The sequence below is a fragment of the Streptomyces incarnatus genome (assembly GCF_001027185.1).
Classification (GTDB): Bacteria; Actinomycetota; Actinomycetes; order Streptomycetales; family Streptomycetaceae; genus Streptomyces; species Streptomyces puniciscabiei.
On record NZ_CP011497.1, the window covers coordinates 4,366,416 to 4,377,991 of the forward strand.

An 11,576-nucleotide genomic window follows, 5' to 3' on the forward strand; every position below is an offset into this window, starting at 1 on the left:
TCCTCTGTCCCGGAGCGGCTGCATCAAGGGTAGAGCAAGTGCGCAATAGTGCGCGCTTGCATTTAGCCAGCGTCTGCAATTATTGTGAACGCTCGAAAAGCGCACCTGCAATCGTCTGGAAGGTGTACCCCTCCATGCCTCTCGCGCTCCTGGCCCTCGCGATCGGGGCTTTCGGAATCGGAACCACAGAGTTCGTGATCATGGGCTTGCTGCCCGAGGTCGCGGGCGACTTCGGGGTCTCCATTCCCACGGCGGGCCTGCTCGTGACGGGCTACGCACTCGGTGTGGTCGTCGGCGCCCCGCTGATGACCGTGCTGGGCACGAAGGTCCCGCGCAAGCGCATGCTGATGCTGCTGATGGGCCTCTTCATCGCCGGAAACCTGCTCTCGGCCGTCGCCCCCGCCTTCGCGATCATGCTGATCGGACGCGTGGTCGCCTCCCTCGCGCACGGTGCCTTCTTCGGCATCGGCTCCGTCGTGGCGGCCGAGCTGGTGGCGCCCCGCGAGAAGGCCGGCGCCATCGCCATGATGTTCACCGGCCTGACCGTCGCCAATGTCGTCGGCGTCCCGCTCGGCACGCTCGTCGGCCAGCACGTCGGCTGGCGCGTCACCTTCGCCGTCGTCGCCGCCCTCGGGCTCGTCGGCCTCGCCGGTATCGCCAAGCTGGTGCCCGATATGCCGAGGCCCGAGGGTGTGCACCTGCGGCACGAGCTGGCCGCCTTCAAGAACGCCCAGGTCCTGCTCGCCATGGCGATGACCGTTCTCGGCTTCGGCGGCGTCTTCGCGGCCATCACCTACATCGCGCCGATGATGACCCACATCGCGGGCTTCGCCGACGGCTCGGTGACCTGGCTGCTGGTCCTGTTCGGCCTCGGCATGGTCGGCGGGAACCTCATCGGGGGCAAGTTCGCCGACCGCGCCCTGATGCCGATGCTGTACGTGTCCCTGGGCGCCCTGGCCCTCGTTCTGGCACTCTTCACGCTCACCGCGCACAACAAGATCGCGGCGGCCGTGACCATCGCTCTGATCGGTGCGCTGGGTTTCGCGACCGTACCGCCGCTGCAGAAGCGCGTGCTCGACCAGGCGCACGGCGCCCCGACACTCGCGTCGGCCGTCAACATCGGCGCCTTCAACCTTGGCAACGCGCTGTCCGCCTGGCTCGGCGGCATCGTGATCGCGGCCGGTTTCGGTTACACGGCCCCCAACTGGGTCGGCGCCGCCCTCGCCGCGGCCGCCCTGGTCCTCGCCGTCCTGTCGGCGGCGCTGGAGCGCCGTGACGGTGCCCGGAGCACCGTAGTCGCCTCAGGGGCGCCCGTCGGCCGGCAGACACCGGTCCACCACTGAGTCCCTCGCGCCACCGGGCCTCGCCTCGCATTCCCAAGCCCCGCCCCCAAGACCCCCGTACCCGGGGCCCTCGTCCCCGGGTACGGCAAGTGCCCCCTCAGCAACACCGAGGAGAGAACCTCTATGAGCCCCACCGTCGTCGCCCCGCTGTCCATCGAGGACGCCGAACTGCTCGTCGCCACGGCGCGCCGGGCGGCCGAGGATGCCGGGATCACCGTCAGCGTCACCGTCCTGGACGCGGGCGGCCACCTGCTGGCCTTCCGCCGGGACGACCGGGCGGTGCTGATCTCCGGCGAGACCAGCACCCGCAAGGCCTACACGGCACTCCAGCTGAACACCCCGACCGCCGACCTGGTCGACGCCGTACAGCCGGGCGGCCTCTTCCACACACTGCCCACGGCCCTCGACCGGCCTCTGCTGTTCATCGCCGGTGGAGTGCCCGTCCACCGGGACGGACGCCTGATCGGCGCGATCGGCGTCGGCGGCGGTGCGCCGGAGCAGGACCACGGCTTCGCCACCGCGGCCGTGCGAGCACTCGTCTGAGCCACGGCCCCCGCAGGGACAACGTCGGTCCCGCCGCACGACGCGGCGGGGCCGACGTTCGCCGTACGACCACTCAGCCCGCGGCCACGGTCAGCGGTGCGAACCGGCGGGTCCAGTCCCCCGGGAGATCCGCGATGCCGTACGTCATCACGGTGTTGAAGGCCACGGAGGCCAGCCCCCGGGCCTTCGCCCAGGTCAGCAGCTCCTCATGGCGCACATCGATGTCCGTGCGCAGTGGACGGTCGGTGTGGGCCGCCAGCGAGCCGATCAGGGCCTTGGCCGTCTCCGTGTCCCGGGCCACCAGGGGACCGACCACGTGGGTGTCCATGTTGGGCCACGCGCCGGCGTAGCCGATGATCCGGCCATCCTCCTCGGCCACCCGCAACTGGTCGGCGAAGGCGGGCAGGCGGGTGATCAGGGGAGTGCGGTCGGCGCCGAACACCTCCTCGTCGAGACCCAGGATCGCGGGCAGGTCCTCCGCAGTGGCCGCACGGGTGAACACACCGGCTTCCGGCCCACCGGGAATGAAGCGACCTGTCAGCATCTCCGCCCGACCCGTGAGCTTGAAGCCCAGTTCCTCGTACAGGGGACGGCCGTTGGGCGTCGCGTGCAGGGTGAGCGGCGTTGTGCCCGTGGTCGACACCACATGGCGCATCAACCGGCGCCCGACGCCCTGGCGGGCATGGCGTCCGGCGACCAGGACCATGCCGACGGCCCCGAGAGCCGGGCGTCCCCATGGGCCGTACTCCGTGACGACGCATGCGGCGACGAGACCACCCTCAGGGTCGTCGATGCCCAAGCCCTTTCCGGCGGTGAGGAGCAATCCCCATTTGTGTTCCTCGCGTGGCCACCCCCGGTCCTCGGACAAGTCGGCGCAGGCGGTGAGATCGCGAAGCGTCAGACGGCGGATGGGCAGAGCGGCGAGGGAAGGAGTCGGCACGCAGGTCAGGCTGTCCGACCGGCCCCCTCGCCGTCCACCCGTTTCCCTGCGGCCACACGTGCTTTTGGTCATGCCATGGTCCTCTGTACAGCCTGCGGACAGCAGGGAGGGTTTCACGTGAAACATCGAACAGCCGGTTAGCCTCGGGGGCCATGGCGAGACTTCATCTCTTCGATCTTGACGGCACCTTGCTGCACGGCAGTACCGCTCCGGTGGAGATTTCCCGCCAGTTGGGGCTGGAGGCGGAGGCCGTGGCGTTGGACCGGGCGATCGCGGACGGGCGGATCGGTCCGCCGGAGTACGCGGCGCAGGTGTACGACCTGTGGTCCGAGCTGACCGAGGCGCATGTCAGCGCCGCATTCGAGGCGGCTCCCTGGCTGGCCCGCATCCGAGAGGTCTGGGCAGAGATCAAAGACGCGGGCGAATACTGTGCGGTCGTGTCGCTCTCGCCTTCCTTCTTCGTGGAACGCCTTCTTGACTGGGGCGCTCACGCGGCGCATGGCTCTCGCTTCCCGGCCGTTCCGTTCACCGAGCCCGTGGATCCGACCGGAGTGCTCAGTGCCGCGGCCAAGGTGACCATCGCGGACAGGCTGTGCGAGAAGTTCGGCGTGACGCGGGCCGACTGTGTGGCGTACGGCGACTCGATGTCGGACAAGGAACTGTTCGCTGTCGTACCGGTTTCCGTGGCGGTCAATGCGGACGCCCATCTGGCAGGACTCGCGACGCACTCCTACACGGGGCGGAATCTGTGGGATGCCTATGAATTGGTTCGTCCTGCCCGGTAGTTGCCGGACTTCATGGTTCGCACCCCTGCCCGATTTGTGAGGAAGGGAGGGGGGACTTGTGTGCGTGGCGACGCCCGGTAGGGTCGACTCCGGTTCACGTCCGGGATGGAGTCCACATGTCCCGTGCGGGCCGAGAGCAGGGCGAGCAGCCTAACGGGACGGAGAGCGCGAGACCCGCGTCTCCGGGTATGCGACCGCGGCACCCGATCGGGATGCAAGGCTGCGGGGCGCTACGGCAGGCCGCCCGCCGGGGGAAAGCATGCACCTTCTCCGGAGAGAAGGTGCGCAGACCGACCGCGAGATGTTCGAGGCGAGGCACACCATGGACGCTCCGACCACCACGTCGGGGGAGAACGGCATGTCGGGCGGAGCCGACTGGTTCACACCGCGCACGCAGTCGTCGACTCCGCCGGCGGACAGCCCAGAGCGCGTGCCGGATCAGCGGTCTGCGCCGGCCGTCGAGGAGGGGTCTGCGGACGCCATCCTCATACGCCGCACGATGGCCGAGATAGGACCGGTCGCCGACAAGGTCACTTCTTACTTCTACGCACTGCTCTTCGTCCGCCATCCGGAGCTTCGCGCGCTGTTCCCGGCCGCGATGGACACCCAGCGAGAGCGCCTGCTGAAGGCGCTGCTCACCGCGGCCGAGAACCTGGACGACACCTCGGTCCTCGTCGACTATCTGCAGAACCTGGGCCGTGGACACCGCAAGTACGGAACGCGACCCGAGCACTATCCAGCCGTCGGGGAATGCCTGATCGGCGCGCTGAGCAGGTACGCCGCCACCGTCTGGAGCCCGGAGACCGAGGCGGCGTGGGTGCGGGCGTACACGACGATGTCCCAGGTCATGATCGACGCCGCGGCGGCGGACGAACTGCGGTCTCCGCCCTGGTGGCACGCCGAGATCGTCACCCACGACCTCAGAACGCCCGACATCGCCATCATCACCCTCCGCCCCGACCAGCCCTATCCCTTCCTCGCGGGCCAGTACACGAGCGTGGAGACGCCCTGGTGGCCACGGGCGTGGCGGCACTACTCGTTCGCTTCCGCACCCCGGTCGGACGGTCTGCTGACATTCCATGTGAAGGCCGTACCGGCCGGCTGGGTCTCCAACGCCCTGGTGCACCGCGCCCGGCCCGGAGACGTCATACGACTCGGGCCGCCGACCGGCTCCATGACCGTCGACCATACGACCGACAGCGGACTGCTCTGTCTGGGCGGCGGCACCGGCATAGCGCCCATCAAGGCCCTGATCGAGGACGTCGCCGAGCGTGGAGCGCGTCGGCCTGTCGAGGTGTTTTACGGCGCCCGCACCGACCACGACCTCTACGACATCGACACCATGCTCCGGCTCCAGCAGAGCCACTCCTGGCTGTCGGTCCGGGCGTTCATCGACCAGCAGGCCCATGTCCAGCTCCCCGATGCCCTGCGTGACTACGGCCCCTGGAACGAGTACGACGCCTATCTCTCGGGGCCGCCCGGGATGATCCGCAGCGGCATCGACACGCTCCGGGACATCGGGGTCCCAAGGAGCCGCATACGGCACGACTCGGTGGAGGAGCTGCTGGTCGTCGGGAACTGAGCGCGCTAACCGAGGTCCGGAGCGTGCATGGCGCGCACCCCCTCGATGTTGCCGTCCAGATAGTGGCGCAGCGACAGCGGGACCAGGTGGACGGAGGCGATGCCGACCCGGGTGAAGGGGACGCGGACGATCTCGTACTCACCGGCCGGCTCGTCCACTTCGGGGCCGTGCCGCCGGGCCGGGTCCATGGACTCCAGTCGGCAGACGAAGAAGTGCTGCACCTTCACGCCGGTCGCGCCGCCGTCCTCGCCGATGTGCTCGACGGTGTCCACGAAGCACGGCACCACATCAGTGATCTTGGCGCCGAGCTCCTCGGACACCTCTCGATGCAGGGCGTCCACGACGGTCGGGTCGCCGGGCTCGACACCGCCACCGGGAGTGACCCAGTAGGGATCGACGCCAGGCTTGGTGCGCTTGATCAGGATCAGGTCGTCACCGTCGAGAAGAATGGCACGGGCGGTGCGCTTGACCACGGGTCGGACGGTCATGGGAGAAATGTGGCCCGGCTGGTTCCACGTGAAACATCGCGAGAAGTCACCTTGTGATTGCCTTCCGTGGGCGCTGTGCCAGAGGGCCTCAACACCAGGCCGTGGCCGCCCGCTGAAGCCACTCATGGGCCCGCGCGATGTGGGGCATGGCGAGGGTGCCGGTGCGCACCACCAGGAAGTACGTGCGCAGCGGAGGCACGGCCGGATCGTGCAGCATCGCGATCGTGCCGTCGTCGAGGGCGGAGGCGCACAGATAGCGGGGCAGCACGGCGAGTCCGGCACCCCCCATCGCGCAGGCGAGCACTGCGCGTAGATCCGGAACGATGACCGTGCCCGAGGTGGCCGGGCGTGAGTCGAAGACGGAGGCCCAGTAGCGCGAGACGAAGGGCAGCGACTCGTGGACCTCGACGACGGGAAGATCCTCCAGTGCGGGCGCCCCCTTCAGACGCAGCGCTTCCGCACCGATCCGTTCCACCCAGCGCGGGGCGGCGACCAGCACGTGTTCCTCGTCGCAGAGCGGAGTCGCGGTGAGCAGAGCGCCGCGTGGACGGGCTGTGCTGATGGCCAGATCATGATGTCCGGAGGCCAGTCCTTCCAGGGTTTCCTCCGCCGTCCCGAAGGAGGCGCGCAGCGCGAATCCCTGGCCGTCGTCGCCGGTCAGCTCTGTCAGGGCGGGCAGGGCGCGTTCGGCGGTGAACTCGGGCGGGCCGGCGAGGTGCAGGGTTCTGAGCGAGGACTCGTCGTCCAGGCCGCTCTCGGCTATCTCCACCAGGGCGTCTAGATGGGGAGCGGCCTTGTGCGCGAGTTCGTCACCGATGGTCGTCGGGGTCACCCCGCGCGCCTGGCGGAGGAAGAGAGGCTTGCCCAGCTGCCGTTCCAGCGTGCGGATCTGCGAGGTGACGGCGGGCTGCGAGAGGCCGAGCAGAGCAGCGGCGCGGGTGAAGGAACCAGCCCGGTGCACAGTGACGAAGGTGCGCAGCAAGGCCAGGTCCATGGCGTGCCCTCCCCTATCCCTGCCTCCTCCGGCTCCCGGGCAGGCCCCAACTATAAATAAGTCGATAGGTCTCTGTCGCTAGCGTGATTGGACACTGACAGAGAGTCAACTAGCCTTGTTCGCGCGGTTCTTCGGCGCGCAGGAACCGAAGACGGTCCGAGCCACGAGGGGGGAGGCTCGGACCGTCGTGCGCCGTCGGCCGCGCGGCCGACGGTTCACTCGGCGGACGAGCCGGACTCGTCCAGGGCCCGCAGCACGTCGGCGATCAGGTCCTCGGGGTCCTCGGCGCCGACGGACATACGGATGAAGCCTTCCGGTACCGCGTCCCCGCCCCAGCGGCGGCGCCGCTCGGCCGTGGAACGCACCCCGCCGAAGCTCGTGGCGTCCTCCACGAGACGGAGGGCTTCGAGGAAACGCTCGGCACGCGCGCCTGTGGGCAGCGTGAAGGAGACCACGCAGCCGTAGCGGCGCATCTGCTGCGAGGCGGTCCGGTGCGAGGGATCGTCGGGCAGGCCGGGGTAGCGCAGGCCGGACACCTCGGGCCGCTGCTTCAGCGCCTCGGCGAGCGCGAGGGCGGTGGCGTTCTGCCGCTCGACGCGCAGCTGGAGTGTGGCGAGGGACCGGTGCGCGAGCCAGGCCTCCATGGGACCGGAGATCGCCCCGACGATCTTGCGCCAGCGTCGTACGGCGGCCATCGTCTCGGTGTCACGGCCGGCGACATAGCCCAGCAGCACATCACCGTGGCCGGTGAGCTGCTTGGTGCCACTGGCCACGGAGAAGTCGGCGCCCAGCTCCAGCGGGTGCTGCCCGAGCGGGGTGGCGAGGGTGTTGTCGACGGCCACCAGGGCGCCCTGCGCGTGGGCTGCCGCCACCAGCCGCCGGATGTCGCAGACGTCGAGTCCGGGGTTCGACGGTGACTCGATCCACAGCAGCCGGGCGCCGTCGAGAACCTCCAGCTGGGCGTCGCCGCCGGTGGGGGCGGTGCGCACCTCGACGCCGTACGCCTCCAGCTGGGTGCGGACCAGCGGCAGCACCTGGTAGCCGTCGGAGGGCAGCACGACCACGTCGCCGGCGCGCAGCTGGGAGAACAGCACAGCGGAGATCGCCGCCATGCCGGAGGCGAAGACCAGCGTCTCGACGTCGTCCCGGCCGGGCGCCTCCAGCTCACCGATGGCCCGCTCCAGCAGCGTCCAGGTCGGGTTGTCGTCCCGGCCGTACGAGTACGGACCCGTCACCTCGCCGGGCAGATGGAAGTGCGCCGCGAACACCGGTCCGGGCAGGGTCGGCTCGTGCTTGACCGGTTCGGGCAGCCCGGCGCGTACCGCGCGCGTGCCGTCGCCGGTACGGCCCCGGTCCTTGGCAGTGTCGCTCATGCGGCCTGGCCTTCGAGCTGCTCGCGTACGGCGGCGAGCAGACCGACGCTCGCCGCCTCCACCATCGCCAGGCACTCCTCGAAGCCGTCCCGGTGTCCGTAGTACGGATCCGGAACATCGAGGTCGTCGCCGGCGGCGGGGTCGTACGAGCGCAGCAGGCGGACCTTGCGGGCGTCCTCCTCGGTGGGCGCGAGGCGGCGCAGCGCCTTGAGATGACCGGCGTCGAGGGCGATCACCAGGTCGAGGCGGGAGAACCACGACGGCTGGAACTGGCGCGCGACATGATCGCTGTCGTAGGCGTGCTCCTCGAGGACCGAGACGGTCCGCGGGTCGGCGGGCTCGCCCTCGTGCCAGCCGCCGGTGCCGGCGCTGTCGACCTCCACCCGGTCCTCCAGGCCGGCCTCCGCCACACGCGCGCGGAAGACGGATTCGGCCATCGGGGAGCGGCAGATGTTGCCGGTGCACACGAAACAGACGCGGTAGGCCATGACGCGATCAGTCCTCGTCGGGCAGGACGACGTGCAGCGCCCAGGAGACGACGGAGACGATCAGACCGCCGACGACGGCCGTCCAGAACCCCTGCACGTGGAAGCTCAGGTCGAGCTTGCCGCAGACCCAGGAGGTCAGCAGCAGCATCAGCGCGTTCACGACCAGGGTGATCAGTCCGAGGGTCAGGATGAACAGCGGGAAGGTGAGCACCTTCACGATCGGCTTGACCAGCCAGTTCACCAGGCCGAAGATCAGGGCGACGACGATCAGCGTGCCGGCCTTCTTGGCCGTGCTGTCACCCGTCAGAGTGATCTTGTCCAACAGCCACACGGCGACCGCGAGGGCGCCCGCGTTGGCGATCGTCTTGACTACGAAATTCTTCATGTGTCTGATCGTGGCAGACCCGATCGGAACCGAGCAGTGAGACGAGGGCGACAACGGAGATGAAGGCATTCCGGCTGGACGAACTGGAGGCGGAGCGCGCCGCCAACGAGGGGGCGTACCTTCAGTTCCTGCGGGAGCGGAACATGTCCGTCGGCCTTTACGCGCTGAACGCGGGCGAGCACGACCCGCAGAAGCCGCACAACCAGGACGAGGTGTACTTCGTCGTCAGCGGCCGCGCGTCCATCACCGTCGGACTCGAGACGACCGAGGTGGCGCGGGGCAGCGTGGTGTACGTGCCGGCCGGCGTCGCCCACAAGTTCCACCACATCAGCGAGGACCTGAGGGTTCTGGTCGTCTTCTCTCCGCCCGAGGCCTGAGCCCGCCCCCCGGGTTCCCTAGGGGACGGGTCAGGGGAGGACAAGGGACGCGAGGCCCCCGCAGGCCCCCTTCCGGCCCTAGCATCGAGTGCAGAACATCAACGCCGTACGTGAAAAGGCGTACGAGCACTCAGACGTACGAGAACGCAAAGGACGAGGGCATGCGAGAGATCTTCGCGGGACTGCCGTGGTGGGTGAAGTGGGTCGCGGTGCCGGTCATCGCCCTGGTCGTGTTCGGCGGCCTGATAGCCACGGTGCTCAGCATCGTGATCGGCCTCCTCTTCAAGGCGCTGGTCTTCGTCGCTCTGGTCGGCGGACTCATTTACGTCGTGCGCAAGTTCATGTCGAACTCCTCGTCACGCAGCGACTGGTGACGACCCGGGAACAGGTGCTCGGCAACGGCATCACCGGTTCCCGGCAAGGCGATCGCCGGTTTCCCTCGGGCGAGGGAAGTTTCCCGTGAGGCCGTCTGCGTGCGGCGGCGGACGATTAGAGTCCGGAAATCCCGCGGGGACCGGCCCCGCGGGCGGAGCAGACCCCCTCCGTGCTCTTCCCCTCCGCACGGGCTGCCCCTCGCGCTCCCGGGAGTGACCCTTGGCCACGGTTGACACCGCACCGGCAGAACCGCATCCACCCCGCACCCCACCACGCTCCTGCGCACCCCCCACCCAGCGGCCGCCCTCCGTCGCGGTCCCCGGGCAACCGCGCACGATCGACATCCCGCCGGCACCCCGCCCCACGGACGCCTCCGGGCCACCGCACCCCGCCGAGGCCCCCGGCTCGCCGGCCGCCGCGACGCTCATCGGATCCGTCCAGCGCGCCATGCGCCTGCTGGAGACCGTGGCCACGCATGTGTACGGCGCTCCCGCCAAACAACTCGCCCGCGAGACCGGACTCGCCCTTCCGACGGCCTACCACCTGCTGCGCACCCTCGTGCACGAGGGCTATCTACGGCGCGAGAAGGGGCTCTTCTTCCTCGGCGAGGCGGCCGAACGGCTGGGCAGCAGCGGAGCACAGCAGAAACGTCGCAGCGCGGTGGCGGACACGCTCGCGCACTGGCGCGATTCGATCGGTGTGCCGGTGTACTACGCGATGTACCGGGACGGCGAGATCGAGGTCATGTGCGTCTCTGACTCGCCCGAGGCGCCGGCGGTCGAGGAGTGGGCCGACTTCCGCGAGACCGGACACGCGCACGCCATCGGACAGTGCCTGCTCTCCCAGCTGGACGAGGATGCCCGTCGCGACCATCTCGCGCGCTACCCCGTGCAGTCCATCACGCCGTACACGGTGCGTGACAACGATGCCCTGTTGCGGCGGCTGGCCCGGATGCCGCGCATGGAGCCGGTGGTCGAGCGCCAGGAGTACGCGCTCGGCACGGTCTGCGCGGCGGTACCGATCACGGTCGGCACCACCGTGGCCACGATGGCCATGTCGCTGCCCGTCCACCAGGCCGACCGTCTGCTGCCCGCGGCGTATCGGCTGCAGACGGAGATCGGGCGGCATCTGGGCACGCTCAGCCTCTCTATCAGTATCTGAAAACTTACTCCTTGTGATCTGCCATGTACGTTCAGCAAGATTTGACCACGCTTAGAGGGATCAATCCGGCCAGTCGACGTCCATACGACGGGGTAGACGATGCGCGAGTCCGTACAGGCAGAAGTCATGATGAGCTTTCTCGTGTCGGAGGAGCTCTCCTTCCGCATCCCGGTGGAGCTGCGCTACGAGACCTGTGATCCCTACGCCGTCCGGCTCACCTTCCATCTGCCCGGTGACGCCCCGGTGACCTGGGCGTTCGGGCGTGAGCTGCTGATCGACGGCGTCGGCCGGCCGTGCGGGGAAGGGGATGTGCACATCGCTCCCGTCGAATCCGATGTGCTGGGCGAGGTGCTGATCAGGCTTCAGGTCGGCAGCGACCAGGCCCTGTTCCGTGCCTCCGCGCCGCCGCTGGTGGCCTTCCTGGACCGCACGGACAAGCTCGTGCCGCTCGGTCAGGAGGGCGCGCTGGCCGACTTCGACGCCCATCTGGAAGAGGCCCTGGACCGCATCCTGGCCGAGGAGCAGAGCGCCGGCTGAGGGGCTGTGGCACGGGGCGTCGAGCGGGTCGCCCTGCCGCACGGAATCGTGCAGGAACGCTTCTGCGTGCGGAGCGTCGGAGTCAAGGCTCAGGCGGCTCAGTTGTGCAGGGCTCGGCCCTACCGCTTCCGCCGCCGCCCCCGGCCGCCGCGTGCCGGTACGGGCTGTGTCCCGGCCGGTGCTGCGCCGTGCCGGTGGTGGTGAC

The 11,576-nt window shown here is 69.3% G+C and carries 14 protein-coding genes; 8 read left to right on the forward strand and 6 right to left on the reverse strand.

Features of this window, described 5'->3' with window-relative positions; genetic code table 11:
* Positions 1-134: 134 nt before the first annotated feature.
* On the forward strand, positions 135-1,343 hold the full coding sequence (locus ABB07_RS19510; protein WP_208899912.1) for an MFS transporter: 1,209 nt from the start codon (positions 135-137) through the stop codon (positions 1,341-1,343).
* 123 nt (positions 1,344-1,466) lie between these two features.
* Positions 1,467-1,886: a GlcG/HbpS family heme-binding protein gene (locus ABB07_RS19515; RefSeq protein WP_208899913.1), complete on the forward strand. Its 420-nt coding sequence runs from the start codon at positions 1,467-1,469 to the stop codon at positions 1,884-1,886.
* 73 nt (positions 1,887-1,959) lie between these two features.
* Here ABB07_RS19515 and ABB07_RS19520 read toward each other — a convergent pair whose 3' ends face one another.
* On the reverse strand, positions 1,960-2,826 hold the full coding sequence (locus ABB07_RS19520; RefSeq protein ID WP_208899914.1) for a GNAT family N-acetyltransferase: 867 nt from the start codon (positions 2,824-2,826) through the stop codon (positions 1,960-1,962).
* A gap of 152 nt (positions 2,827-2,978) precedes the next feature.
* Here ABB07_RS19520 and ABB07_RS19525 point away from each other — a divergent pair, with 152 nt between their 5' ends.
* Both ABB07_RS19525 and ABB07_RS19530 read left to right on the forward strand, forming a co-directional pair.
* On the forward strand, positions 2,979-3,611 hold the full coding sequence (locus ABB07_RS19525) for an HAD family hydrolase (protein WP_208899915.1): 633 nt from the start codon (positions 2,979-2,981) through the stop codon (positions 3,609-3,611).
* 301 nt (positions 3,612-3,912) lie between these two features.
* Positions 3,913-5,193, forward strand: a complete 1,281-nt coding sequence (locus ABB07_RS19530; RefSeq protein WP_208903523.1) for a globin domain-containing protein — start codon at positions 3,913-3,915, stop codon at positions 5,191-5,193.
* Positions 5,194-5,198: 5 nt separating this feature from the next.
* Here ABB07_RS19530 and ABB07_RS19535 read toward each other — a convergent pair whose 3' ends face one another.
* The 5 genes from ABB07_RS19535 to ABB07_RS19555 all read right to left on the reverse strand — a co-directional run bounded on the left by ABB07_RS19535 (position 5,199) and on the right by ABB07_RS19555 (position 8,921).
* Positions 5,199-5,681 (reverse strand): NUDIX domain-containing protein, encoded by a 483-nt coding sequence (locus ABB07_RS19535; protein ID WP_208899916.1) that lies wholly within the window; start codon positions 5,679-5,681, stop codon positions 5,199-5,201.
* 88 nt (positions 5,682-5,769) lie between these two features.
* Positions 5,770-6,675, reverse strand: a complete 906-nt coding sequence (locus tag ABB07_RS19540; protein WP_208899917.1) for a LysR family transcriptional regulator — start codon at positions 6,673-6,675, stop codon at positions 5,770-5,772.
* Positions 6,676-6,890: 215 nt separating this feature from the next.
* The gene (locus ABB07_RS19545) at positions 6,891-8,048 is read right to left on the reverse strand and encodes a cystathionine gamma-lyase (RefSeq protein ID WP_208899918.1); all 1,158 of its coding nucleotides are present in this window, start codon (positions 8,046-8,048) and stop codon (positions 6,891-6,893) included.
* Entirely contained in the window at positions 8,045-8,536 is a 492-nt protein-coding gene (locus tag ABB07_RS19550) for a low molecular weight protein-tyrosine-phosphatase (RefSeq protein WP_208899919.1), read from the reverse strand. Before ABB07_RS19550 ends, ABB07_RS19545 begins: the two co-directional genes overlap by 4 nt.
* 7 nt (positions 8,537-8,543) lie before the next feature.
* Complete coding sequence (locus ABB07_RS19555; RefSeq protein ID WP_208899920.1) at positions 8,544-8,921, reverse strand: phage holin family protein; 378 nt, start codon at positions 8,919-8,921, stop codon at positions 8,544-8,546.
* Positions 8,922-8,980: 59 nt separating this feature from the next.
* Between ABB07_RS19555 and ABB07_RS19560 the strand changes: the two genes are divergently transcribed.
* From ABB07_RS19560 to ABB07_RS19575, 4 genes are all read left to right on the forward strand, one after another.
* Positions 8,981-9,298 (forward strand): cupin domain-containing protein, encoded by a 318-nt coding sequence (locus ABB07_RS19560; protein WP_023548672.1) that lies wholly within the window; start codon positions 8,981-8,983, stop codon positions 9,296-9,298.
* Between the two features lie 161 nt (positions 9,299-9,459).
* A complete protein-coding gene (locus tag ABB07_RS19565) occupies positions 9,460-9,672 on the forward strand; it encodes a DUF5326 family protein (RefSeq protein ID WP_208899921.1) in 213 nt (70 codons plus the stop codon).
* A 220-nt stretch (positions 9,673-9,892) separates the two neighbouring features.
* The gene (locus ABB07_RS19570; protein WP_425264737.1) at positions 9,893-10,834 is read left to right on the forward strand and encodes an IclR family transcriptional regulator; all 942 of its coding nucleotides are present in this window, start codon (positions 9,893-9,895) and stop codon (positions 10,832-10,834) included.
* Between the two features lie 99 nt (positions 10,835-10,933).
* Positions 10,934-11,371, forward strand: a complete 438-nt coding sequence (locus ABB07_RS19575) for an SsgA family sporulation/cell division regulator (RefSeq protein WP_208899922.1) — start codon at positions 10,934-10,936, stop codon at positions 11,369-11,371.
* Positions 11,372-11,576 lie beyond the last annotated feature (205 nt).

Bases quoted from the DNA above. Each gene is read 5' to 3' on its own strand.
- ABB07_RS19510 (WP_208899912.1), top strand. From the start codon at position 135: ATGCCTCTCGCGCTCCTGGCCCTCGCGATCGGGGCTTTCGGAATCGGA.
- ABB07_RS19515 (WP_208899913.1), top strand. From the start codon at position 1,467: ATGAGCCCCACCGTCGTCGCCCCGCTGTCCATCGAGGACGCCGAACTG.
- ABB07_RS19525 (WP_208899915.1), top strand. From the start codon at position 2,979: ATGGCGAGACTTCATCTCTTCGATCTTGACGGCACCTTGCTGCACGGC.
- ABB07_RS19530 (WP_208903523.1), top strand. From the start codon at position 3,913: ATGTTCGAGGCGAGGCACACCATGGACGCTCCGACCACCACGTCGGGG.
- ABB07_RS19535 (WP_208899916.1), bottom strand. From the start codon at position 5,681: ATGACCGTCCGACCCGTGGTCAAGCGCACCGCCCGTGCCATTCTTCTC.
- ABB07_RS19540 (WP_208899917.1), bottom strand. From the start codon at position 6,675: ATGGACCTGGCCTTGCTGCGCACCTTCGTCACTGTGCACCGGGCTGGT.
- ABB07_RS19545 (WP_208899918.1), bottom strand. From the start codon at position 8,048: ATGAGCGACACTGCCAAGGACCGGGGCCGTACCGGCGACGGCACGCGC.
- ABB07_RS19550 (WP_208899919.1), bottom strand. From the start codon at position 8,536: ATGGCCTACCGCGTCTGTTTCGTGTGCACCGGCAACATCTGCCGCTCC.
- ABB07_RS19555 (WP_208899920.1), bottom strand. From the start codon at position 8,921: ATGAAGAATTTCGTAGTCAAGACGATCGCCAACGCGGGCGCCCTCGCG.
- ABB07_RS19560 (WP_023548672.1), top strand. From the start codon at position 8,981: ATGAAGGCATTCCGGCTGGACGAACTGGAGGCGGAGCGCGCCGCCAAC.
- ABB07_RS19565 (WP_208899921.1), top strand. From the start codon at position 9,460: ATGCGAGAGATCTTCGCGGGACTGCCGTGGTGGGTGAAGTGGGTCGCG.
- ABB07_RS19575 (WP_208899922.1), top strand. From the start codon at position 10,934: ATGCGCGAGTCCGTACAGGCAGAAGTCATGATGAGCTTTCTCGTGTCG.